The following is a 24154-nucleotide window of genomic DNA, read 5'->3' on the forward strand; positions in this document are numbered from 1 at the left end:
TGGCGAGCCGGGTCTCCCGGATTACAGACAGTGGAAATCAGTTCAAATCGTGTTGATTAGGAGTTTACTCTATATCACTGGATTATTGTAGGTTTTTTTTATTTAAATAAGTGTAAGACAATTAAAACTCAATATATATTATGACAATAACAGCCATTATAGTCGGCGTGGTTTGCCTTGTAATTGGTGCGGTGATAGGAATTCTTTTTTCTAAAAGCTCACTCAACACCAAGGGCAAATTTATTATAGATGATGCAAAGAAAAATGCCGAAAACCTTATAGAAAAAGCAAATGTTCAAGCTGAATCCATAAAGAAAGAAAAGAACCTACAGGCCAAAGAAAAATTTTTGGAACTAAAATCTCAGCATGATGCGGATATTCAATCCCGTGAGAGAAAAATGCAGGAGGTAGAGAAAAGAACCAAAGACAAAGAACACAAGCTTAATGATGAGCTTAGCAAGACAGGAAAACTTGAAAAGGATCTTGACAAGCAGATTGCAGATTACGCTAAGAAAAATGAAATCTTAGATAGAAAACAGCAGGAACTTGATGTGGCAACTTCTAAAAAAGTGGAGATTTTGGAGAAAATCGCCAATTACACCGCAGAGGAAGCTAAAGCAGAATTGGTAGAAACCATGAAAGCAGAAGCTAAAACAAGAGCTCAGGCACACGTTCAGAGCATTATGGAAGAAGCACAGTTGAATGCTAAGAACGAAGCCAGAAAAATTGTTGTTCAGACGATTCAGAGAATTGGAACAGAGCAGGCTATCGAAAACTCAGTATCTGTTTTCAACATTGAATCTGACGAAGTAAAAGGAAGAATCATTGGTAGAGAAGGTAGAAATATCCGTGCTTTAGAAGCGATGACAGGAGTAGAGATTATCGTTGATGATACTCCGGAAGCTATCCTTCTTTCATGTTTTGATCCGGTAAGAAGAGAGATTGCAAGATTATCCCTTCACAGATTGGTAACGGACGGAAGAATCCACCCGGCAAGAATCGAAGAAGTTGTAGAAAAAACAAAAAAACAGATCGAAGAAGAGATCATTGAAGTAGGTAAAAGAACGATCATTGATTTAGGAATCCACGGATTGCACCCGGAACTGATCAAGATTGTAGGAAGAATGAAATACCGTTCTTCTTACGGACAAAACCTATTACAGCACTCAAGAGAAGTAGCGAATATTGCTGCAACAATGGCTGCTGAACTGGGATTAAACGTAAAATTAGCGAAAAGAGCAGGTCTGTTACACGATATCGGTAAAGTTCCTGAGCAGGAATCTGAACTTCCTCACGCTTTACTGGGAATGCAGTGGGCTGAAAAATATGGTGAAAACGCAGAAGTTGTTAATGCAATCGGAGCTCACCACGACGAAATTGAAATGAAGTCATTATTATCACCGATCATCCAGGTTGCCGATGCAATCTCAGGAGCAAGACCGGGAGCAAGAAGACAGGTACTTGAATCTTATATCCAGAGACTGAAGGATCTTGAAGCTGCAGCATTAAGTTTCGATGGCGTATCAAGCGCTTATGCGATTCAGGCAGGTAGAGAACTGAGAGTAATGGTAGAAAGTGGAAAGGTAAATGATGAAGTAGCAAACCAGCTATCTTATGACATCTCTGAAAAAATTCAGAATGAACTGACGTATCCGGGACAGGTAAAAGTAACGGTTATCAGAGAAACAAGAGCTGTGAATATTGCAAGATAATAACAGGATAAAGATATTGTATAAAAACCTTTCAAGAAATTGAAAGGTTTTTTATTTTTATCAAAACTTAAAAATGCAAGAACTGTCTTTGTCTTCAAAACTGAAGTACATCTTTTCAATCCCCGTTATCATTTCTGCCCTGGGCTATTTTGTAGATATCTATGATCTGCTTTTATTCGGTATCGTAAGAATCCCCAGTTTGAAAGCTTTAGGTCTAAACCCCGACGCCGATGGAACCTTTATCCTGAACTGCCAGATGGTGGGACTTCTTATCGGAGGAATCTTTTGGGGAATCTTTGGAGACAAAAAAGGAAGACTGTCTGTACTTTTCGGTTCCATTTTAGTCTATTCCTTAGCTAATTTAGCGTGCGGATTCTTACCTTATTTCCCAAAAGAACATCTGTTGTATCAATATGCTGGTTTAAGGTTCATCGCCGGAATAGGACTGGCCGGAGAGCTTGGAGCAGGAATTACCCTCGTTTCTGAAAGCCTGCCGAAGAGTCTGAGGGCGATAGGAACGTCTGTTGTAGCCGGTTTTGGTTTAATGGGTGCTGTAGTAGCTCAATTAACCGTAGAATTGGCGGGCGGATGGAATATCTCTTATATTATCGGAGGAATTATGGGTGTCATGCTTCTGTTGCTAAGGATAAGCGTATCCGAATCAGGGATTTATAAAAATATAGTCCATAAAAGTGTCTCCAAAGGAAATTTTCTCTCCTTTTTTACCCATAAAGAACGCCTGACCAGATATCTGAAATGCATCGCAGTCGGATTACCTACATGGTATTGTATAGGGATTCTGGCCGTTTTAGCGAATCAATTTGCCCCTGAATTAGGAATAAAGGATATCAATCCCGGAAAAGCAATTATGTGGGCCTACGTAGGCATCTCTGTAGGTGACCTGATGAGTGGTTTTATCTCTCACGCGTTGAAATCCCGTAAAATGGCTATTTTTTATATGCTGCTTTTCACAATAATCGGCGTGGCCGTCATGCTGTTTGGAAATACCAATACAGAAACGAAATATTATATGTTCTGTGTCTGGCTGGGATTAGGGACAGGGTATTGGGCGATGTTTGTGACCCTTGCAGCCGAACAGTTCGGGACTAATATCAGAAATACAGCCACGACTACCGTTCCCAATATGGTAAGAGGGCTTGTACCGGTAATGATTCTGGCCTTTGATCTTTTGAAAAATAATTTCACAGTAATCATCAGTGCAGCCATTGTAGGTATTGTTGTGTTTGGGCTTGCCTTTTACTCATCACTTACCATTTCCGAAACACATGATAAAGATCTGGAGTTTACTGAGTAATACAGCGGTTTGATAGGAATTGATGTCTTTTTAAGTGCAAGTAAATGAATAAATTAACGTTTTGTTATGCTTTAAATAATCATTAATTGTTTACTTTTGAAAGTAAAGGAAGTTAATTCTATTGTTTAATTAAAATCAAAACATCATGTCACAGGAAATTTTAAAAAGAGCAAAAAAGTTAAAAAAAGATGACCTTAAAAACATTATTGGAGGAGTTGGAGGAGTAGTCACCCCAGATCTTTCAAAATGTGGCTGTAGCTGTACAGGAGCAGTGACTGGCCCGTCATATTGTGTAAAATATAAAAAATGTCTGCAGGTAATAACCTGTTAATGAAAAACATTTTAGTAAAACCTTTCGAGTCATTGAAAGGTTTTCTTTTTATTAAAGCTTAAGAGTCCTGGAAACATTTCAGAACCTCCTTCAAAAAAAAATCTGGTGTCATTCTTTTGGATGGTTATAGCAGTTTAAAAGAGCAAAAAATAAAAGCTGTTTAATAAATATTTCCGGTTGATATCCCTTTATTGGGGTGATAATCTTAATGAAATTAAGGTATTTTTAAAATTTTAATTAATTATGTTGCGAATAATTAATATTTGTTTAACTTTGAAAAGTAACTGAACTTTATTGTTTAATCTTAAAACTATATCAAATCACCATTATGAAAAATGCTAAAAAATTAAAAAAAGGAGACTTAAAGAACATCGTAGGAGGGATAAGCGGACCAGTCGATTTATCTAAATGCGGATGCAGCTGCTCAGGTGCCGTTACGGGGCCTTGGTACTGTGTACAGTATATTGGTTGCCCACAGGTATACACTTGTGATCAGTCTGTATAAAAGACCATTCAGTCAGAAATAAACATTTCCACATTTAATACGCAAAAGCCTTTTGGACCTTCCAAAAGGTTTTTGTCATTTAACTGATGATGTAAAGCAAACTCCCTACACTTATAGTAATCCATAAAATAACAGCTACTGCCAATGGTTTACTACCTATCGATCTTAGAGTCTGGATCGAAAGAGTAGATCCAATGAAGAATAAAGTAAGATTAAGGCCGTATTTTGCCACTGTAGTCACAGAAGTACTGAAATAGTCAAAAACCGAAAAATAAGTGTTTAAAAGAATGGCCAGAATAAACCATCCTATGAACCAAGGGATTTTAATCTTCGATTCCTTATTCTTAAAAATAAACATCGTGATCACAGAAACCGGAATAATCCATAAAGCACGGGCCAGTTTTACCGTTGTGGCTATTTTTAGAGCCTCGTTTCCATATTTTCCGGCAGCGCCTACCACAGAACTGGTATCATGAATTCCTACCGCGCACCAAAGCCCGAACTGTTCCTGGGAAAGATGCAAAAGATGCCCAATAGCAGGATAAACAAACAATGCCACAGAATTCAGCGTAAAAATAATAGCCAGCCCCAGAGAAATTTCTTTTGTGCTCGGTTTTATAATAGGAGATACGGCTGCAATGGCACTTCCGCCGCAGATCGCTGTTCCCGCAGAGATCAGATAAGATAGCTTTCTCTCAAGCTTAAATACCTTGCCTAAAATATAGCCCAGAATCATCACTGTCAAAATACTGACAACCGTTAAAAAGAAGCCCGTTTTTCCTGCCTCGAGCGCTTCATTCAATTTAAGTCCGAAACCCAATCCTACAATCGAGATCTGAAGAAGCAGGTGAATATATTGATGAAGATGTTTTTCAAATGGATTGCCTATAAGAACTGCCAGACCAAAACCAAGGGCCAGTGCAATAGGTGAGGAGACCCAAGGAGTCAGACATACGAGGGCCAGTATAATAAAAATAGTTTTTCGTATCGTTTCATTTTGGAAGAAGTCTTTCATACAATAAGTTTAGACTCCAAAATTCCGAAATATAGCATTACAAAGTAAATTGTATTTTATTATAATGGATAACTTTTGGTTATGGGTTTCGAGGTGAAAAAGTTTTGTAGATGAGTTGGAAAAGGGTTGTCAGTTGCTGGTTCCTTGTTGTCGAGTTGTTGATTGAACGTCTGATATCTGGTGTCTGAAATCTGAAATCTAATGTTTGGACCCAAAATTCACCATTCACTTGCGAAGCAAAATTCACCATTCACATCATACACTTGTCTACAATCACAATCCGAAGACGAGACTTTTAAACTGCGACACCTGCAACCTAACCCCTAATTCTTCACAAATCTCAGAAAAAGTTTAATCATCTCCGACTGTTCTCCTTTTGGAAGGATAAAGTGAAAATTTCTCTCAATACTGAAGTTTTTGATATCAACAATCGTAAGGGTATTGTTCTTTAATTCATTCAAAATGGTACTGATCGACAAAAACGCCATACAATCCGAGTGTAAGAGGTAATTCTTAATACTTTCGCTGCTTCCCAGCTGCATGACAGTATTCAGTTCTGCGATATTGATTCCTTTTTCCTTCAACCGGTTTTGGATAAACTCCAGGGTGCCCGAGCCCTGTTCCCGGAAGATCAGGTTTAAGTCGTAAAGATCTTTTAGGCTTAAAGTTTTATGAGCTAGCGGATGGTCTGTCTTTGCCGTAAGAACGATCTCATCAGCTTTAAAAATTTTATAATCAAAAAAAGAAGACTGAGATTCCCCTTCAATAATCCCCAGATCGATCTTTCCTTCCTTTAAAAGTTCGGAAATAATTTCTGTATTGTGCGTAATCAGTTCGATCTTAATCTCTTGATAATAAGCATTGAATGTAGCCAGTATTTCAGGCAAAACATACTGTGCAACGCTTGTGCTGGCTCCAATGATCAGTTTTCCTTTATGCTGTTCATTGATCTGGCTGATCTCAAATTCCAGATCCCGGTAGAGATTCCGGATCTTTTCGGCATATTCATATAAAACTTTTCCACTTTGAGTAAGCTGGACAGAAGTTCCCTTTCTGTCGAAAAGCTTTGTCCCGAGCTGACTTTCAATTTCTTTGATGTGCTTGGTCACGGCAGGTTGCGAAATATGAAGTTCCTCGGAAGCTTTCGTAAAACTCAGTCTTGAGGCAGCGGTATGGAAAACTTTTAATCTGTAGTCGAACATTGTCGGAGCTTATGGGTAGTAAATTTAGTAAAATTATACGGGAAAGGGATGCCAGTTGTGTGGTGAAGTTTGAGTGTTATAGAGTTATAGGGTCTGAGCGTTTTCGGAGTAAGGAACTTAAGATATTTAGCATGCTATTTTTACCCGAAACCCCGTACCGCGAAACTTACCTAACCACTACTCTAAGACTCTCAAACTCTATAACACTCAAACCCTGAACCTCTCACAGATCCGAAATAGATTTGTCCTGATCATTTTGAAATCTACTGTTTTTCGTTTCTCCGATCTTTTGTTTTGTATAAATACTGTTGTGGCCGGAAATTAAATAGGAAACCACGCAAGCAATAGCGATATAGACACCGGATTCTGCTCCGAATAATTCAATTCCCATCAGCATACAGGCCAGCGGCGTATTGGTTGCTCCCGCAAATACGGCTACAAAACCCATTCCTGCAAGCAGTCCGAATGGTAACGGAATAAAAAAGGATAACGCACTTCCAAGAGTCGCTCCGATAAAAAATAGAGGAGTCACTTCCCCCCCTTTAAATCCAGCTGAAAGGGTAACAATGGTAAAGATCATTTTTAGAGCAAAATCATATAGTGGAAGTTGTTTCTCAAAAGATTCTACAATCACCGGAATTCCCAGCCCGATGTATCTTGTAGTTCCCAGAGCAAAAACGGCCAGAGCAACAATAATTCCACCCAACACAGGACGAAACGGAGGATATTGGATTTTAGATTTAAAAACAGAACTTACCCAATGAATAAACCTGCTGAAACCCGCCGCACAGATCCCAAAAGCAATTCCAGCCAGAATACTGTATAAAATAGGTAGAAATTCTATTTTAGGAATAAGATCTATGTGATAATGGGTATGTTTCACATTCCAAAGGTCGGTGGCCAAATTTGCAAGAATTGCGGATGCAAATGCCGGAAAGATAGCGTTATACCTTATTCTTCCGATCAGGAAAACTTCAAGCCCGAAAACCGCCCCGGCTAAAGGTGTCCCGAAAATAGATCCAAAACCTGCAGCAATGGAAGCGATAAGTAGGATTTTTCTTTCATTCTTATCAAGCTTAAATGGTTTACTGAGCTGATCTGCAATAGCTCCCGCCATTTGAAGCGCTGTTCCTTCACGGCCGGCAGAACCTCCGAAGAAATGCGTAACCAGAGTTCCCAGATAAACAAAAGGCGCCATTTTGAAAGGAATGATCTCTTTGGGATCATGGATGCTGTCGATCAGTACATTGTTTCCTGCCTCTACGTCTTTTCCATAGTAATAATATACGAGACCAATAAGAAATCCTGCAACCGGAAGCAATGCAATCAGCCAGACGTGATTTTCCCGGAAGTTGGTGGCCCATTCCAGAGACTGCAGAAATCCGGCAGAAGCGGTTCCCACCAAACCACCAATGATGATACTGATGCACAGCCATTTTGAAATATAGGGCAGGGCAGGGTATTTTCTAAAGAATAATTGGGTATAAAAAACTGTTTTTCTATAAAGTGTTCGTTGTTTTTTTGACATAATAATCCTGATCAGTTATTGGTTAATAATCTCTTAATCAGGCGTCATCAGCTTCTGTAAAGCGGTTGGGTAAGGAAGAGCACCATTTCCTTTATATCGCAAATATAATTATTCTCTATGAATTGTAAAAACAAAAAACGATTCCTGTTCTACAAAAACGGTTTCATTTCATCTTCAATCTGCGTTCTCAGGTCCATGAGGCGTTTAGCGTACAGTTCCTGCTGTTTTTCCTCTTCAGTTTCAGGAACCCAAACAGGGACAGGGAGTTTTTTACCGTTTTCATCTACAGCTACAAAAACAATGATACAGTGGGTCTTTTTGTCGAAAGTAGGCTGCTTAAGATTTCTTGAAAAAACATTGATCGAAATATGCATGCTCGATTTTCCGGTATAAATCACTTGTGCATCTACTCTTACGACTTCCCCGATCTTAATCGGTTCATAAAAACGGATCCCGCCCACATAAACAGTGACAGAGTAATTTCCGCTCCATGTCGTGGCACACGCATAACCAGCCTGATCGATCCATTTCATGACGCTTCCTCCATGTACATTTCCTCCATAATTCACATCTGAAGGCTCCGAAATAAACTGAAAAGTAATAGGCTTGTTCTGCATCTTTATAAAATTTTAATAAAGTTATTTAATAATTTCCAGAATTTTAGATTAAATCCTACTTTTGAAAGATCAAACTTCAATGAAGAAGGAAATTTAACAAATAACACATTTAAAAAGTAACAATGAAGAAAGTATTCTATCTTAATACATGCGATACGTGCAGAAAAATATTAGCCAAGTTTAATCTTAAAGGTTGGGAACTCCGTGAGATCAAAAAAGAACCGCTTACAAAGGATGAGCTGGAAGGGATGTATAAAAAAACAAAGTCATACGAAGCCTTGTTCAGTAAAAAATCAACACAGATCAAATTAAGAGATCTCGATGCAAAGACTCTTCAGGAAAATGACTTCAAAGATCTGCTTCTGGATCACTACACTTTTCTGAAACGTCCTGTTTTTCTTACAGATAACGAAATTTTTATAGGAAATGATAAGAAGAACTTGGAGGCTTTAAGAGAATTCTTTGCAGCCAATGAATGAAATATCTAATTTCCATACTGCTTTTTACTTCATTCAGTTTCTATGGACAAACAGTCTATAGAACCCCATCAGGGGCAAAATATCATGTATCATCATGCAGAATGGTGAAAAATGTTTCTTCTGGCCTGGATGTAAGTAAAGCGGTGAAAATCGGACTTCAACCCTGTAAAATATGCAATCCTCCCAAAACATCAGTGTATGGAATTGTTTCCAGCCCTAAAAAAGTAAACGGTGTCAATAAAGGGAACCAATGCTTAGGAAGAACAAGAGCGGGGACAAGATGTAAGCACTACACCCGTATTGGAAATGATTATTGTTTTCAGCATGTGCCTAAGAAATAATCGTTTTTATCCATATTTTGTGATTTATTTTTAATGAATTCATTATTAAATACTTATATTTATAATAACCAAAAAATAATATCATGAAAAAAGACTTTTTAAAAACAAAAAATCTTAACAGATCAGCATTAAAAGAGATTGTGGGAGCAGGTAAAGTTCCTGTTGTCAATTGCTTTACTCTTTGTGGGCCGGGTGGCGGCGTTATTTCTAATACTCCGGGAGTCGGGGATGCCTGTAGTCCGGATAGAAAGATCTGCTGTATCTGTTATTAATCATAAAAAAGAGGCTGTAAATTACAGCCTCTTCTTATTTGAATATTTTTTGAACATTATACGAAAGGAGCTTTCACTACTTTAGCAGGAATATTCTTGTTTCTTACCTGAATAAAGATTTCAGAACCCAGTTTGAAGTGAGGCTTGTCTACATAAGCCAGACCTAGACCGATCTTTTTCATGGGTGACTGCGTTCCTGACGTTACTTTTCCAATTACATTTCCTTCTGCATCTACTACCGGATAATCATGTCTTGGAACTCCTTTGTCCTGAAGTTCAAAACCTACCAGTTTTCGGGTAATACCTTCTTCTTTCTGCTTGGCAAATGTATCTTTAGAAACAAAATCTTTATCAAATTTCGTGATCCATCCTAATCCCGCTTCAATAGGAGACGTAGTATCATCAATGTCGTTTCCGTAAAGACAGAACCCTTTTTCTAATCTTAGAGTATCTCTTGCAGCAAGGCCGGCAGGAACAATTCCTTCAGCTTCACCGGCATTGATTATGGCATCCCAAAGCTGCTCAGCGTTTTCATTGTTGAAGTAGATTTCAAATCCACCGCTTCCCGTATATCCCGTGTTCGAAATGATCACATTATTGACTCCCGCAACACTTCCAACGGCAAAATTATAGTAAGGAATTTCAGAAAGATTAGTTTCTGTAAGCTTTTGAAGGATTTCAGTCGCTTTAGGTCCCTGGATCGCTAATAATGACATCTCATCAGATGCGTTGGTCATTTGAGCTCCAAAAGTGTTATATTTTGAGATATGATTCCAGTCTTTTTCGATATTTGACGCGTTTACTACAACGAAATATTTATCGTCTTCCATTTTGTAAACAATAAGATCGTCCACGATTCCTCCGTTTTCATTAGGAAGGCAAGAATATTGAGCTTTCCCGTTTTCCAAAGCATCTACATTGTTTGTCGTAACAAACTGTAAAAGATCTTTAGATCCCGGTCCTTCAATAAAAAACTGTCCCATGTGCGAAACATCGAACAATCCTGCTTTTTCTCTTACGGCAAAATGCTCTTCCGTTACACCAGAATACTGTACAGGCATTTCAAAACCTGCAAAAGGTACGATTTTAGCGCCCAAAGAAACGTGTTTATCGTATAAGGCTGTTTTCTTCATATTTAATTTTTATTTCTTTATTTTAAAGCTGTTGAAAGTTTCGTTAAATAAGTTCATATAATTTCCGTTCCAGAACTTTTGGCCACAGTTGATGGAAACAAGATACAGGTCTTTGTCTTTTTGAAAAGCCCTGGTGATCCAGAACAGTTGTTCTTTTTCATCAAAATATTCGTAAAAATATTCTGTGTAGCCTTTTTTACCTTTGCTTTCCTTTATTTTATTCTCAGGTTCCTGAGACTGGTAAAGGGCAAGGATGAATTTTTTCATATCGGTCTTCGGAAGTTCCAGATCATGGTATTCTGAAATCGTAATGGCTCCGATCTCGTTGTCCGGGAAAATATTGACAATTTCGTTGTCATTGGTAGATCTCCAGCCTTCCGGAACACGGATAGAGTAGCCGGGACTGTCATAAACTTTTGCTTTCTGGGCAAAAAATAAACTTGCCGATAAAAAAGCGGATACAAGCAGTATTTTTTTCATCAATTAAAAATGGTGTTTATATTCTTCAAGGATAATTTTAAACCACTCGGTAAAGTTTCCTGGATTTTCAGTGATTTCCTGGTCAAGATCCTTCATGGAAATGTATCTTACATCTTCCACTTCTTCTTTATTCAAATTGAAACCAGTCTCATGGTTGCCTACAAATACATGGTCGAGTTCGTGTTCCCAAAGACCGCCGCCTACATCTGCTTTATAAATAAAACTGAATTTTTCTGAAAGATCAGCTTTAATTCCCAGTTCTTCATTAAGTCTGCGTTGGGCGCCTTCAAGATAGGTTTCACCTTCTTTTGGGTGAGAGCATACGGCATTAGTCCATTGATTGGGAGAATGGTATTTTCCTGATGCTCTTTTCTGAAGAAGCATTTCACCTTTGCTATTGAACAAAAATACAGAAAATGCACGGTGCAGAAGCCCGTTGATATGAGCCTGCTGCTTTTCCATAAGGCCTAAAACGTCATCTTCAGGATTTACTAAAACTACAAATTCTTCCATTTCTACAAATGTAAGCCTAATAAATGTATTTTGAAAATTTTTGGAGAAACATCATATGTATGCAACAACAGCCAAAGATGAAGTATAAACAGGAGATCAGTTTTAAGGAGACAATTTTTATTTTAGGTGTATTATAAACATTTAAAAATTTAAAATCATATTAGAAACGGAATAAAATTAACTACAGCTGGATTAATGATAAGATATTGTTAATTTTATTCACTAAATAGCATTTTTTACAGTGTATTTTCAATATATATCAAATTTGATATTGAGCTTCAAGGTAAAAACCGTAACTTTGCATTTCAAATTTTAATGATGGAGTTAGAATATAAAGAGCATATAAGTCCTATTCTTAAGGACGGGGTAAAAAATTACTTAATAGACATCGACGGTACCATTACAGAGGACGTTCCGAACGAAGAACCAGAAAGAATGGTTACCTGTGAGCCTTACCCGGATGCACTTGAAACAGTCAACAAATGGTATGACGAAGGGCATCAGATCTGTTTCTTCACATCAAGAACAGAAAACCTGAAGCAGATTACCATCGACTGGCTGGATAAGCACGGCTTCAAGTACCACAGCGTACTCTGCGGAAAACCGAGAGGAGGTAACTATCACTGGATAGACAATCACTTGGTAAGAGCTACAAGATACAAAGGCAGATTTACAGACCTTGTAGAAAAGCAGGTGACCATTGAAGTTTTCAGAGAAGATTAAGAAAACATATATAAAGATTTAAAAATTGAACAATGAAAGTGTACGCACTGAAAATTCTTTAATTTTTAAATCTTTTCACTTTTTAATATCAATTGTATTTATGAAAGTTTTAGCAAATGACGGTCTGGATCAATCTGGAATTGATGCACTGACTGAGAAAGGGTTTGAAGTGATCACTGCAAAAGTTCCGCAAGAGTTTTTGGTAGATTACATTAATGAACATAAAATCCGCACCTTGTTGGTAAGAAGTGCCACGCAGGTAAGAAAAGATATTATCGACGGATGCCCTTCGCTTGGGATTATTGGACGTGGTGGTGTAGGAATGGATAATATTGATGTGGACTATGCAAGAGAAAAAGGAATTCATGTGATCAATACACCTTCTGCTTCTTCAGAATCAGTTGCTGAACTTGTTTTTGCTCACTTATTTTCAGGAGCAAGATTCCTTCAGGATTCAAACAGAAAAATGCCGGTAGTAGGAGATACAGAATTTGCAGGCCTTAAAAAAGCATATACTGCGGGTATCGAGCTAAGAGGAAAAACGATTGGTATTGTTGGAATGGGAAGAATAGGACAGGAGGTTGCCAGAATTGCTCTTGGACTGGGAATGAGAGTGGTTGCAGCAGATAATAATGTAGGAAAAGCAAGCATCAAAGTGAAATTCTACAATAACCAGTTCATCAATGTAGATATTGAAACGGAACCGCTTCAGGAGGTATTGAAACATTCAGATTTTATTACCCTGCACGTTCCGGCTCAGAAAGAAGGATATATGATCGGGAAAAATGAGTTTGACATCATGAAAGACGGCGTTGCTGTCGTGAATTGCTCAAGAGGTGGTGTTATCGACGAATCAGCTTTAATAGAAGCGCTGGATTCTGGTAAGGTGAAGTTTGCAGGATTAGATGTTTTCATCAATGAACCTACCCCTTCTAAAGCCATATTGAACCACTCAAAGATTTCATTGACACCACACACAGGGGCATCTACTTTAGAAGCTCAGGATAGAATCGGGCTTTCTCTGGCAGAACAGATCTCAAGTATTCTACAGATTCAGTAACAGCTGAACGGATAAAAATAAAAAAGCACCTCAATTTGAGGTGCTTTCGTTTTTATATATTGTTTTTGCTTTTTAGAAGGTCTCTGATTTCGGTCAGTAATTGTTGATCTGCAGTAGGGGCAACCGCAGGAGCTTCTGCTTCCGTTTTTTTCATTTTGTTAATCATCCTTATCATAACGAAAACGACCATAGCAAGCAGTAAGAAATTAATACCCACTGTCAGAAAATTTCCGTAGGCAAAAATACTTGCTCCGTCTATTTTTTTTGCATTTTCCAGTGTCATACCTGGCTTTACACCGTTGTTAACATCTGCAAGCACAAGATATAAACTGCTGAAATCTGGCTTACCGATAACAGCTCCAACCAAAGGCATAATAAGGTCATCTACAACACTTGATACTATCTTTCCAAATGCACCTCCAATGATTACCCCAACAGCCAGATCGAAAGCATTACCCTTAACGGCAAAGTCTTTAAATTCTTTAACAAATCCCATAATTTATATTTTTTTTAATTAGTAAACACACAAAAATATAATTAAAAAATGTAAAAAACATTAATTTCTAGCGTTTTTTTTATTCCATAATTCTTGAATTATGGATTGTGTTTGAGCCATTTTTTAACGAAAATTAATATTTTTAATGAAATGTTTATCATAATAATATTCTGCGGATATTTCTTTAACAAGGATAGACTGTAAAAGAAATCTTTCGTAATTTGGTTAAAAGTTTCACTTCATCTTATGAAAATATTAACCACAGAACAAATACGCCGCTGGGATAGCTTTACCATTTCGAACGAACCCATTTCCTCTATACAGCTTATGGAAAGAGCTTCCGAGGCATTAGCCAGCTGGATTTCCGAAAACTGTAAAAACCATAAAAAAATTGCAGTATTCTGTGGTACAGGAAACAATGGAGGTGATGGATTGGCGATAGCGAGAATTCTCTATATGAAAGGGTTCGATGTAGACATTTTTGTAAAGAACTTTAGAGGTAAATATTCAGATGAAGCTTCGGTCAATTTAAAAAGACTTCGGGATCTCTCTGGAATTTCTGTTAGGGAGTTCAAAGAAGCAGATCAGTATAATTTTGATAATAAAACCATCATTGTTGATGCGTTGTTTGGTACCGGTCTGTCACGTCCTTTGGAAGGTATTTATAAAGAATTGGTTGAGGTATTGAATGAGGAAAACTGTATTAAGATTTCCGTTGATATTCCTTCAGGCTTACCAGCTGACACTATATTTGAAGAGAATTCGGTTATTTTTAAAGCCGATTATACATTAAGCTTTCAAAGCTGGAAAAAAAGCTTTCTCCATCCTGAAACCGGGCAGTATGCCGGAAAAGTAATCATTCTGGATATAGGGTTGCATACAGACTATATAGACTCGGAAGCTGCTGAAAACTTTACTGTTGATGAAAAATTGATCGACTGTATTTTTAAACCCAGACAGGAGTTTTCACATAAAGGGACCTATGGAAAAGTGACCATTGCTGGTGGAAGCTATGGTAAAATAGGAGCGGTAGTACTAGCTACAAAATCCTCCTTAAAGACAGGAGCGGGCCTTACTTTTACACTGGCTCCGGAATGCGGTTACGAAATTCTGCAGATCTCATGTCCTGAAGCTATGTTTATAGAAAGCGGTACCAGGTTTATAGACCATTTCAAATCGGAAGACAACACCGTTTATGGTATAGGACCTGGACTGGGAACTGAAGGAGAGACAGAAAAAGGGTTACTGGACTTTTTAAAAGACTATCACGATCCTCTGGTTTTAGATGCCGATGCCCTGAATATTATTTCAAAAGATCATAAAAATCTAAAGCTGATTCCTGAAAGATCTGTGATCACACCGCATCCTAAAGAATTTGAACGGTTATTCGGAAGTACAGAAAACTCTTTTGAAAGACTGAAGCTTGCTCGTGAAAAAGCTGCAGAATTTAATATTTTTATTGTACTAAAAGACCATCATACCCAGATTATTAGTCCGGAAGGAAATGTATTTTATAATATTACAGGAAATGCAGGGCTTGCCAAAGGAGGAAGCGGAGATATTCTTACGGGTATCCTGACTTCTCTTCTTGCGCAGGGATATTCTGAAGAAAATGCATGCATTTTAGGAGTCTGGCTCCATGGGAGGGCTGCAGATTTAGCTGCTGAAAAATACTCTAAAGAAGCGATGCTTCCTACAGATGTAATCCATACGTTTGGAAAGGTCTTTGAGGAATTGAACAGAAGAGCCGGCTTTAAATTATGATTATTGGAAAACCTTAAAAACAAAAAGGGCAAATTCGCTTCTGCCAATTTGCCCTTTCTTATTTTTGATTTCCGTTATTCCGGTTTTTCGTTTTCCGCCGGAGTAATCTTGAACTTTTTAGAAATAATCATGATCACCACTCCTGCGATCATAAACGGAATGGAAAGTACCTGTCCGGTATTCAGTCCTCCGATCTGGATGAACTCGTCGCCCTGAGGTTCCTTCAGGAATTCTACAAAGAATCTCACAGCCCAAAGGATGATAAAGAACAGTCCGAATAGCCATCCTTGCTGATATTTCTTGTTTGTTTTTCTGTATAATGTCCATAACAATATAAACAGCAGGAAATATCCGGCAGCTTCAAGAAGTTGACCAGGATAACGGGGAACTGTAGGGCCATATTCGCTGCTTTGCTGTGGGAAAAGAATGGCAAGGGGGGAATTAGGATCAACAGCTTTTCCTACGATCTCTGAATTGAAAAAATTACCAATTCTTACAAATGCACCTCCCAAAGCAACCACAATTCCAATTCTGTCATATACCCAGAAAGGATTTTTCTTAATAATCTTAAATGAATAATATAAAGTAGTGAAAATAAGGGCTATCGTTGCTCCATGACTTGCCAGTCCGGAAAATCCGGTGAATTTAAAGCCATTTTTAGTGCTTATCGGTAAAAATACGCTCCAGAAATCCTCCTTAAACAGCTCTGGCTGATAGAAAATAACATGACCTAATCTTGCTCCTAAAATAGTTCCGATCAGCGTCCATGTGAAAAGTGGCTCCAGATATTTCTGATTGACATTATCGATTTTGAAAATCCTTAACATTAAAACATAACCGAAACCGAAAGCAAAAACAAACATTAAACTGTAGAAGTGCAGTGTTACAGGTCCTAGCTGAATCCCTTTTGAAGGATCCCAGATTTTGAAAGGTGTTTCCAAAGCAACACTGTCAGACTCCGTGATAGGTTTTGCCGACTTTACTGCATATTTGAAAGCCGTGATATTGTCCTCCGTCACCGGACTGTCAATCAGTTTAAAGTTCTTATCGAAAAACTGGTATTTGAAAGTCTTGTATTTCGTTATAATTGAAGTGCTTGAATCAAAGTGAGAAGGTTCAAAATTAGAGTCGTTTAGGATGACCAAAACATTGTTGTCTGTAGCCTTGTCCGGAAAACTACTAAGACTAATTAGCTCTGTGGTAGAATAAATCTTTACCGGAAGATCGGCTCCGTTTACTTTCAGAGTTCCGTCAGATAAACCTCCTAGATATTCCTGGGAAAATGCGAACTGGGTGATCAATGCAAATACCACGAGGTAGATTCTGAAAAATAAGTTACTCATTTCTATTGATTTAATAGTTTGTTACTGATTTAATTTTTTCGGAGGAACAGGATCATAGCCGCTGCCTCCCCATGGATGACATTTTGAAATTCTTTTTATCCCCATCCATAGTCCTTTGAAAATACCATGTACCTGAAGCGCTTCCACCATATAGTGAGAGCAGGTAGGTTCGTAACGGCAGTTTTTGGGAAGTAGGGGCGAAATAAACCATTGGTAAAATTTTATCAAAATTACCAAAGGAAAACTAACGATTTTATTGAATGTAAGTTTCAAAACAATGCAAAAATAGGGTAAAAAAATTAAAATTAGTTTAATTTTGTTAGAAGTTTCGGGGATCCAAAACCTGAATCTGTTTATCAAAAAAAATTAAATTATCTTGAGCCAAAATATACCATTAGCCGAAAAATTGAGACCCAAAACCCTGGAAGAAGTTCTTGGGCAGGAACATCTTACCGGCGAAAAAGGCACGATCAGGAAGATGATCGAAAATAATGCACTCAACTCCCTGATTCTTTGGGGACCTCCGGGTACGGGGAAAACCACATTAGCCGAAATCATTTCTGAAAAATCAGGCAGGAAATTCTACAAACTTTCAGCTGTTTCTTCAGGAGTGAAAGATGTACGCGACGTTATCGAAGATGCTAAAAAACAGAATTTGTTTTCAGGCAAATCTCCTATTTTATTCATTGACGAGATCCACCGTTTCAATAAATCCCAGCAGGATTCATTGCTGCACGCTGTTGAAAAGGGTTGGATTGTTTTAATTGGTGCCACGACGGAAAATCCAAGCTTTGAGGTGGTATCCGCACTTTTGTCAAGAAGTCAGGTATATATTTTGAAAGCCCTGAGCTATGAAAAATTAGAGGAATTGATTGATACGGCTTCTCAGAAGTATAATAAAGAGGAAGGAACCGATTTTAAAATTATAGAAAAAGAAGCTTTTATCCAGTATTCAGGTGGGGATGCCAGGAAACTGATCAATTCAGTTGAGCTTGTGCTTAACCAATACATGAATTCAAGCAAAGAAGAGATCAGCAACGCGGACGTTCTGGATATTTTGCAGGAAACCATGGCGCTGTATGATAAAAACGGTGAGCAACATTATGATATTATCTCTGCATTTATAAAATCTATGCGGGGTGGTGATCCGAACGGGGCGGTTTACTGGTTGGCCAGAATGATTGCGGGAGGGGAGGATGTCAAGTTTATTGCCCGGAGAATGCTCATTTTGGCTGCTGAAGATATAGGATTGGCCAATCCTAATGCTTTGGTCATTGCAAATAACTGTTTCCAGGCGATCAATGTGATCGGTAATCCGGAATCAAGGATCATTTTAAGTGAAACGGCGGTCTATCTGGCTGTTTCTCCTAAAAGCAACTCAACGTATATGGCCATTAATGACGCCTTAGCTTTAGTAAAGCAAACCGGAAACCTGCCGGTACCACTACATTTGAGAAATGCACCCACCAAGCTGATGAAAGACCTGGATTATGGCAAAGAATATAAATATGCCCATTCTTACGAGGGTAATTTTGTAGATCAGGATTTTCTGCCCGAAGAAATAAAAAATGTGAAACTTTATCAGCCGGGTAACAATGCTACAGAAAAGAAAATTTATGAAGAACTTAAGAAGAAATGGAATAACAGATATTAAATAAAAAAGGATACTTTGAGAGTATCCTTTTTCTTAAGTAGTTGTATAAAGTTTATTTTATAAGATTGGCACTTAGGAATACTGTTTTTCTTCCGTTATGATCTTTAACGTCTACATTACCCATAATATCACCGTAGATCTTCATGTTGGTATCAGTAAATTCGTAGCCCTCGATAAAAACAGGTGTATTTTCTGCTACTCCATATTGTGAGTTCAGTTGAGCAAGGGATACTCTGTCCAAACCTTCCTGACCGCTTTTGATTTTAAATTCAGTAAGCCCTTTTTCTGCAATGAAGCCGTATTTTTTTAAGCCTTGTGGTAATCCTGCCGGACTTTTATAGGTATTTGAGCTCTGAACGATGTCTTTTCTGACATTGAACATGCCTACCGTTCCCACAATATCATTGGCAACAGCAAACTTTACAGAAGGATTCTTCTGGGCAGATAGCACTGCAGATGATAATATTAAAAAAGAATAGAGTATTTTTTTCATAACCGGAATATGTAACTGTTAAAAACTGGATAAATATAATTAATTTTTATAAAATGTGAATGAAATTTTGTGATATTTTAAATATTACTTAGAAATAATAGACTTTGTTGAGGGTTTTTGATTTTATAACCGGATGTTTCAGGGTTCTGTTTCCACGAAATCATAATGAATGTCGGAAGAGGAAGTTGTATAAGCAAACCTGACTATATAAACCTGGTTTTAAACCCTACTTCCAACTTCCATTCTTATTCTTTCCTTTCTTCCTCCTTTTTATCAACCATATTTTTTATAATATTCTTCAGTCTTTGGAAGGTAAATGAACTCAATAATAAAATAACCCCCAATATAATAAATGCAGTAATTCTTGAAATATTATCCATCTGCCACACATCATAGCTGTAAAGTTTCAGGACCGTAATTCCGATCAATATAAAGCCGATTCTACTGTATTCGGGGATATTCTTTTTTAAGCTTATATAGATAAAGATACTGGCCAGGACGGTCCATATAATGGGAAGGTAAAGGATGTTGAAATGTTCCCTTACTTTGTACAGATGCGACATGTCTTTTACAGAACTCACAATATAAGTATTATAAAACCCACAGCTTATTGCAATAACAAGTGTTACAGAAATGGCCAAGTAAGAGGCGTTGGTTTTATAGAAATCCTTAATAGAAGCAATGTTCCATAAAACATAAACAAAGGGAATCCAGTGAAGCAGGTGGATCATGTAAAAACCGAAAGTCAGTTTTTTCTGTAAAACGGCCATCACGACTTCTGAGGCCACAAATGAAGCATTGAAAGCGATCAGGATAAAGAATAAATAAATCATACCCGTTTGGATAATCCCTTCAATAGCCAGTTTTTTTCTGAAAAGGATCAGTACAAATAGGTAATAGATGCTGAATAGAAGCCCAATGCTTGTAATGGCTGGCCAATGCCTATCTGAAATGTGATAGATAATCTCCAAAAGAAGGGCAATATATATAATTCCATAACTTACTATAGCAAAGAGGTTTTCAAAAAAGTGATCTTCCCTTTTTTCGGACTCATTAATTTTCTTTAATAAAAATAGATTGAGAATGGTGGTGGCAACGGTAACAAGGCTGGTTAGAAATACGGGATTAAACACCAAACTCATGTCCTTGGCATTGAAGTATTCCGACCAAGTCATGATCTGTGCAATAATGACTAGAGGAAACAGAACATAAAAGCATGTTTTGAAAATGCTGTGGCCACTTTTTTTCCAGATATAAAGAAGAAGTGTTGCTTCTACTGCCCAAACGCTTGTAATAAGATGAGCTTTGAACTGAAGCGCCACTGCGATCGTAACAAGGCTGATCGTTAATGCTGCAAAAATAGAATAACTGAAACCAAAACTTTTCTTTCCATATTCTTTTACCAGGAGCAGACCATTAACAACTGCAAAAAGAAGCGGGAAAATAATAACCGGTTCGTAGTTTAATGTTTTAAAGGTATAGATCAGACCGATAATACTTGAAAAATTGATGAGCACAAGCATTAAAGTATCCCATGACGAAAGTGTCTTTTTTTTGAAATAATCCTGAAGTGCAAAAATGTAGAAAATAATATAACTGATGATGTAAAAAACAATACTAAGCAGTTCAGTCTTTTCCGAAGTCCAGTAAAAGAGATAAATACTTGTGAAAGCATAAGCCGTCCATCCCACGCTTTTCCAGTGTTTAAGATAGGAGGTGGCAAGCATGCCAATATTTAGGAGGGTCAGATACGTGAAAAGGAAAAGATAATTACTCTGTCCCGTACTGATCATCAGCGGAGCGGAAAATCCTCCGAGCATTGCAAAAATGATTAATATCTCACTTTTATAATAATACGCGAGGACAATAGAAACGATGGTGACCAAAGTCGTTATGACAAAAGCTGTATTCTGGGTAAATAAATGATATTCCTGAAAAGCAATTGTTGTCGTAAAATATAAGACTGCAATTCCGCCTCCTGTGATAATAGAGGCAAAAACAGCATAGTTCTTTCTGAAAAAATGCCCGGCTACCATGATTCCGGCGCCTGCAGCAAGGCCTATTCCTGCTCTTGCGGTTTCTCCGATCCAGTTTTTGTCGATGGCATATTTTACAAAATAGCCTATTCCCAGAACCAGTGTGAAAATACCGATGATTGTCAGGATATTTTGCTTTAAAAAGTCAAAAACAGGTTCCAGCCAGTCTTTTTGAGGGGATGGAGCGTTGATGTTGATTTCCTCATGGGTTTGAACATTCTGTACCTGTTGGGGTGTTCTGATGAGTTCTTCTGACTCCTGTTTTTCTTGCTGCGGGACTGCTCTGTCTTGCTGAGGTTGGGTAATTTTAAATTGTAAATCAGAAACTTCTTTCTCCAGTCTTCTGATCTTATTATTCAGATTGTTGAAGATAAAGATGATCCCTATAATTAATATCGTCAGGAGAATTTCACTCATTCTTTAGTTTTCATCAAATATAAAGCAAATGTTTGTAACGCTAAAAAATTAATCCATCACATATTCTGTGATGGATTAATTGTGCAGAGTGATTAATTGTATTTGTTAATTAGAAACTTTGTAGATATAGAAAGACCCAACACTTGCTCCCAGTAATCCAACATCAAGAGCAGAAGATCCTGTAAGTCCAAACGAGATTTTGTCTCCGGCTTGGAAGCTGTACAGAGAATTAATGGTGCTTTCTGAAATCGTTAAGCTTAATACAAGTGGAATGGTAAGTCCACTAAATACACGGCTGTCAATAAGAGTTCCCACTCCGGCTCTGTCTCTGAAGATACCGATTCCTGGAGTATTGGTAAGGATGGCAGCCTGAAGACCTGATCCATAACGGAACGAAAACCCTACCTGATAAACACCGTTAGATGGTATGATAAAAGTATTATCAGTATCGGAGAATAACGCAGCGGATCCCACTGATCTTTCAGCAGCTAAAAAGTTAACGGCCCTAAATCCTGTAGGGAATAGGCCTAAACTTAAAAGAGAGATTCCTGTAGTTTTTTTAGCAGCATAAACAGATGTATTGGTACCAGACGCAGCTGTAGCGGCATCAATAATGACCTGTGGGTCTACTTTGGCAACTTGAAATGTTCCTTCGTTCATTGCCATGATGGTATATCCAGGTAAAGCTGGTGTCATAGGGATGTCACGGATCTTCATAGTTCCGTTTACGTCCAGTGTAGCGGATGGATTAGCTGTATTTATCCCGACTTGGGAAAATGCGCTAACTGCCGATAAAGCTAAAAATAAGCTGTAGATTTTGGCTTTCATGAGTAAGTCTTTTTTAGTTAGTTTTCAGGATTTATAATGCAAAAATCATGCCTTATTTGTGGTTTGTTTAACTATATGTGAATAACTTTAAGAATAATTTAAACGTATGTTTGTTTTTTCATTATATGTTATTCGTAATATAGTTATGTGTTGTTATTTTGTAAATATAAATCGTCAGTAAAAGTAAATATTTTATTTTAATATTTCTCAATTTTATGATTAATTAATGTGCAAAAATCTTTCATAATGTCAGTGTTTCTGAGATATTATGGAGCCGTTTTGTCCGTTATCTCTATAAATGTGATATTTAGACGTGGGATTATTAACAAAAAAACACTGCCTATTAGAGCAGTGTCACTGGAGTAAGATGAATATTTGTTAACTTTCAAGAAGGAATTCTTTGTAATTTCCAAGGAAATCTACTTCTGCATTGATCGATTGAAGCTCCAAAAGTGCATTGCCATGCAGTATATTTTTCCATTTTCCAGCTACATTGATAAAGAAGAAATAATTCCCAAGACCTGTTTTTAACGTTCTGGATTCAATTTTGCTGAGGTTCATTTTTCGCCAGGCAAAAACCGAGAGAACCTGATGAAGGCCTCCGGGATGATCCTCAGGAAGATTGATAAGCATACCCGATTTTTCTCCCAAAACCTCAAGGTGGTCATTCTCATATTTTGTCTGATTTTTAGAAATCACAATAAACCGCGTGTGGTTCTGCTCGAAATCCTGAATGTTTCTGTTGACTATTTTCAGTCCATATAAATTGGCGGCAAACTGATTGGCAACCGCAGCAATTTTAAGATCTTTATTTTCGGAAACATATTTTGCAGCTGCAGCGGTGGATGAAAAATCCTGCCTCGCTGTTTCTTTGTATGTGGTATCCAGAAAATGGAAGCTTTGCGCCAAAGCCTGTGGATGGGAATATATTTTGTCAATATCCTCGATGTTGTTCTCCGGATGGATCATCAGGTGGTGGGCAATAGGCATTACGCCTTCTGCTTCTATTTTAATGGACGGTGTTTTATATAAATAATCCAGTGTCATAGAAACAGTCCCTTCGATAGAATTTTCCAGGGGAACTACTGCTTTTTCAGCTTCTCCGGTATCAACGGCATTAAAGCAGTCCAGAATATTAGCCTGCGGCAGAAGTTCCCCATCCGGAAAAAGCTGTGTGGCCGCAAGCTGAGTGAAACTTGCATGAGGGCCCAAAAATGCGATCTTCATATGTAGTATATATAATTGTAGATAATATTTAGAATGGTTTGAAGTGCAAAGATGCAAATTAGTTTAAAAACAAACATCTTTAATTAACGGGATGTAGTCTCTCACCTCTAATCTGCAACCTAAAACCTGCTACCTGTTCCAGTTCTCTTCAATAAGTTTCATCAGGAAGTCCGGACATTTGATGATTTTATTAGTTTTTGCATCTAAAAAGAATAGAGTAGTGGATGCTTCCGTGATTTTAGCACCCTCTTCATTGAAGATTTCATAGTCAAATTCAATTCTTACCCCCGGGATTTTTTTAACATACGTATGAATTTCTAATTTTTGATCATACAGGGCCGGAAGGATATATTTAATTTTATATTCCGAAACAGGAAGCCAAATTCCTTGGTTTTCAATTTCATCGTATGACATTCCGATGTTTCTGAAGAGTTCTACTCTGCCAATTTCCAAGTACTCTGCATAGTTCCCGTAGTATACGTATTTCATAGGGTCTGTTTCTCCGTAACGTACTCTTATTGAGTGAGTTGTATGTATCATTTTTAGTCTGTATTTATGCATACAAATATATTTTTAAATAATCAATACCTGCAATATTTTTTTTTGAAAAGAAAAAATTGGACCTTTGTCTTCCTTCTACAAAAAGTACTAACTAAGATTTAATCGGGGC

General features: G+C 37.6%; 26 protein-coding genes and 1 riboswitch. Of the genes, 11 read left to right on the forward strand and 15 right to left on the reverse strand.

Annotation, left to right across the window (positions count from 1 at the left end; translation table 11 throughout):
• Window positions 1-140 precede the first annotated feature (140 nt).
• The 4 genes from rny to HHL23_RS14045 all read left to right on the forward strand — a co-directional run bounded on the left by rny (window position 141) and on the right by HHL23_RS14045 (window position 3863).
• Complete coding sequence (gene rny, locus HHL23_RS14030) at window positions 141-1712, forward strand: ribonuclease Y (RefSeq protein ID WP_169235418.1); 1572 nt, start codon at window positions 141-143, stop codon at window positions 1710-1712.
• Between the two features lie 73 nt (window positions 1713-1785).
• Window positions 1786-3027, forward strand: coding sequence for an MFS transporter (locus HHL23_RS14035; protein ID WP_169235419.1), 1242 nt, complete (start codon window positions 1786-1788; stop codon window positions 3025-3027).
• A gap of 145 nt (window positions 3028-3172) precedes the next feature.
• Complete coding sequence (locus HHL23_RS14040; protein WP_169235420.1) at window positions 3173-3358, forward strand: hypothetical protein; 186 nt, start codon at window positions 3173-3175, stop codon at window positions 3356-3358.
• A gap of 328 nt (window positions 3359-3686) precedes the next feature.
• On the forward strand, window positions 3687-3863 hold the full coding sequence (locus tag HHL23_RS14045) for a hypothetical protein (RefSeq protein ID WP_169235421.1): 177 nt from the start codon (window positions 3687-3689) through the stop codon (window positions 3861-3863).
• Between the two features lie 79 nt (window positions 3864-3942).
• On the opposite strand, the gene HHL23_RS14050 is transcribed toward HHL23_RS14045, so the two are convergent.
• The 4 genes from HHL23_RS14050 to HHL23_RS14065 form a co-directional block, all read right to left on the reverse strand.
• Window positions 3943-4878 carry a YeiH family protein gene (locus HHL23_RS14050; protein WP_169235422.1) on the reverse strand — a complete coding sequence of 312 codons (936 nt, stop codon included), beginning with the start codon at window positions 4876-4878 and terminating at the stop codon, window positions 3943-3945.
• Window positions 4879-5201: 323 nt separating this feature from the next.
• The gene (locus tag HHL23_RS14055) at window positions 5202-6080 is read right to left on the reverse strand and encodes a LysR family transcriptional regulator (RefSeq protein WP_169235423.1); all 879 of its coding nucleotides are present in this window, start codon (window positions 6078-6080) and stop codon (window positions 5202-5204) included.
• A gap of 223 nt (window positions 6081-6303) precedes the next feature.
• Window positions 6304-7608, reverse strand: a complete 1305-nt coding sequence (locus tag HHL23_RS14060; protein WP_185194875.1) for a voltage-gated chloride channel family protein — start codon at window positions 7606-7608, stop codon at window positions 6304-6306.
• Between the two features lie 31 nt (window positions 7609-7639).
• Window positions 7640-7707, reverse strand: a riboswitch (Fluoride riboswitch).
• Window positions 7708-7757: 50 nt separating this feature from the next.
• On the reverse strand, window positions 7758-8225 hold the full coding sequence (locus HHL23_RS14065) for an acyl-CoA thioesterase (RefSeq protein ID WP_169235424.1): 468 nt from the start codon (window positions 8223-8225) through the stop codon (window positions 7758-7760).
• A 122-nt stretch (window positions 8226-8347) separates the two neighbouring features.
• Here HHL23_RS14065 and HHL23_RS14070 point away from each other — a divergent pair, with 122 nt between their 5' ends.
• From HHL23_RS14070 to HHL23_RS14080, 3 genes are all read left to right on the forward strand, one after another.
• Window positions 8348-8704 carry an arsenate reductase family protein gene (locus HHL23_RS14070; RefSeq protein WP_169235425.1) on the forward strand — a complete coding sequence of 119 codons (357 nt, stop codon included), beginning with the start codon at window positions 8348-8350 and terminating at the stop codon, window positions 8702-8704.
• Complete coding sequence (locus tag HHL23_RS14075; protein WP_169235426.1) at window positions 8701-9045, forward strand: hypothetical protein; 345 nt, start codon at window positions 8701-8703, stop codon at window positions 9043-9045. Before HHL23_RS14070 ends, HHL23_RS14075 begins: the two co-directional genes overlap by 4 nt.
• Window positions 9046-9128: 83 nt before the next feature.
• On the forward strand, window positions 9129-9317 hold the full coding sequence (locus HHL23_RS14080) for a hypothetical protein (protein ID WP_169235427.1): 189 nt from the start codon (window positions 9129-9131) through the stop codon (window positions 9315-9317).
• Between the two features lie 56 nt (window positions 9318-9373).
• On the opposite strand, the gene gcvT is transcribed toward HHL23_RS14080, so the two are convergent.
• From gcvT to idi, 3 genes are read right to left on the reverse strand one after another with little or no spacing between them, the layout of a single operon-like run.
• Window positions 9374-10450, reverse strand: a complete 1077-nt coding sequence (gene gcvT, locus HHL23_RS14085; RefSeq protein WP_169235428.1) for a glycine cleavage system aminomethyltransferase GcvT — start codon at window positions 10448-10450, stop codon at window positions 9374-9376.
• Window positions 10451-10459: 9 nt separating this feature from the next.
• Window positions 10460-10930, reverse strand: a complete 471-nt coding sequence (locus tag HHL23_RS14090; RefSeq protein WP_228464768.1) for a hypothetical protein — start codon at window positions 10928-10930, stop codon at window positions 10460-10462.
• A gap of 3 nt (window positions 10931-10933) precedes the next feature.
• Window positions 10934-11443 (reverse strand): isopentenyl-diphosphate Delta-isomerase, encoded by a 510-nt coding sequence (idi, locus tag HHL23_RS14095; protein WP_169235430.1) that lies wholly within the window; start codon window positions 11441-11443, stop codon window positions 10934-10936.
• A gap of 318 nt (window positions 11444-11761) precedes the next feature.
• Between idi and HHL23_RS14100 the strand changes: the two genes are divergently transcribed.
• Window positions 11762-12166, forward strand: coding sequence for an LNS2 domain-containing protein (locus tag HHL23_RS14100; protein ID WP_169235480.1), 405 nt, complete (start codon window positions 11762-11764; stop codon window positions 12164-12166).
• 100 nt (window positions 12167-12266) lie between these two features.
• A complete protein-coding gene (locus tag HHL23_RS14105; RefSeq protein ID WP_169235431.1) occupies window positions 12267-13226 on the forward strand; it encodes a D-2-hydroxyacid dehydrogenase in 960 nt (319 codons plus the stop codon).
• A 52-nt stretch (window positions 13227-13278) separates the two neighbouring features.
• On the opposite strand, the gene mscL is transcribed toward HHL23_RS14105, so the two are convergent.
• Window positions 13279-13722, reverse strand: coding sequence for a large conductance mechanosensitive channel protein MscL (gene mscL / locus HHL23_RS14110; RefSeq protein WP_169235432.1), 444 nt, complete (start codon window positions 13720-13722; stop codon window positions 13279-13281).
• 246 nt (window positions 13723-13968) lie between these two features.
• On the opposite strand from mscL, the gene HHL23_RS14115 reads away from it, so the two are divergent.
• Entirely contained in the window at window positions 13969-15486 is a 1518-nt protein-coding gene (locus HHL23_RS14115) for an NAD(P)H-hydrate dehydratase (RefSeq protein ID WP_169235433.1), read from the forward strand.
• 74 nt (window positions 15487-15560) lie between these two features.
• Here the strand turns inward: HHL23_RS14115 and lgt are convergent, their stop codons facing one another.
• Both lgt and yidD read right to left on the reverse strand, forming a co-directional pair.
• Complete coding sequence (gene lgt / locus HHL23_RS14120) at window positions 15561-16427, reverse strand: prolipoprotein diacylglyceryl transferase (RefSeq protein WP_169235481.1); 867 nt, start codon at window positions 16425-16427, stop codon at window positions 15561-15563.
• Between the two features lie 423 nt (window positions 16428-16850).
• Window positions 16851-17102: a membrane protein insertion efficiency factor YidD gene (gene yidD, locus HHL23_RS14125; RefSeq protein ID WP_169235434.1), complete on the reverse strand. Its 252-nt coding sequence runs from the start codon at window positions 17100-17102 to the stop codon at window positions 16851-16853.
• A 103-nt stretch (window positions 17103-17205) separates the two neighbouring features.
• On the opposite strand from yidD, the gene HHL23_RS14130 reads away from it, so the two are divergent.
• The gene (locus tag HHL23_RS14130) at window positions 17206-18483 is read left to right on the forward strand and encodes a replication-associated recombination protein A (RefSeq protein WP_169235435.1); all 1278 of its coding nucleotides are present in this window, start codon (window positions 17206-17208) and stop codon (window positions 18481-18483) included.
• A gap of 52 nt (window positions 18484-18535) precedes the next feature.
• Here the strand turns inward: HHL23_RS14130 and HHL23_RS14135 are convergent, their stop codons facing one another.
• From HHL23_RS14135 to HHL23_RS14155, 5 genes are all read right to left on the reverse strand, one after another.
• Window positions 18536-18976: a hypothetical protein gene (locus HHL23_RS14135; RefSeq protein WP_169235436.1), complete on the reverse strand. Its 441-nt coding sequence runs from the start codon at window positions 18974-18976 to the stop codon at window positions 18536-18538.
• A gap of 245 nt (window positions 18977-19221) precedes the next feature.
• A complete protein-coding gene (locus tag HHL23_RS14140; protein ID WP_169235437.1) occupies window positions 19222-21429 on the reverse strand; it encodes a DUF2339 domain-containing protein in 2208 nt (735 codons plus the stop codon).
• Between the two features lie 105 nt (window positions 21430-21534).
• A complete protein-coding gene (locus HHL23_RS14145) occupies window positions 21535-22257 on the reverse strand; it encodes a hypothetical protein (RefSeq protein ID WP_169235438.1) in 723 nt (240 codons plus the stop codon).
• Window positions 22258-22635: 378 nt separating this feature from the next.
• The gene (gene pheA / locus HHL23_RS14150) at window positions 22636-23484 is read right to left on the reverse strand and encodes a prephenate dehydratase (RefSeq protein WP_169235439.1); all 849 of its coding nucleotides are present in this window, start codon (window positions 23482-23484) and stop codon (window positions 22636-22638) included.
• Between the two features lie 129 nt (window positions 23485-23613).
• Window positions 23614-24024, reverse strand: a complete 411-nt coding sequence (locus HHL23_RS14155; protein ID WP_169235440.1) for an acyl-CoA thioesterase — start codon at window positions 24022-24024, stop codon at window positions 23614-23616.
• Window positions 24025-24154 lie beyond the last annotated feature (130 nt).

Origin of the sequence: Chryseobacterium antibioticum (assembly GCF_012927325.1) — a bacterium.
In the GTDB taxonomy this organism is placed as follows: domain Bacteria; phylum Bacteroidota; class Bacteroidia; order Flavobacteriales; family Weeksellaceae; genus Chryseobacterium; species Chryseobacterium antibioticum.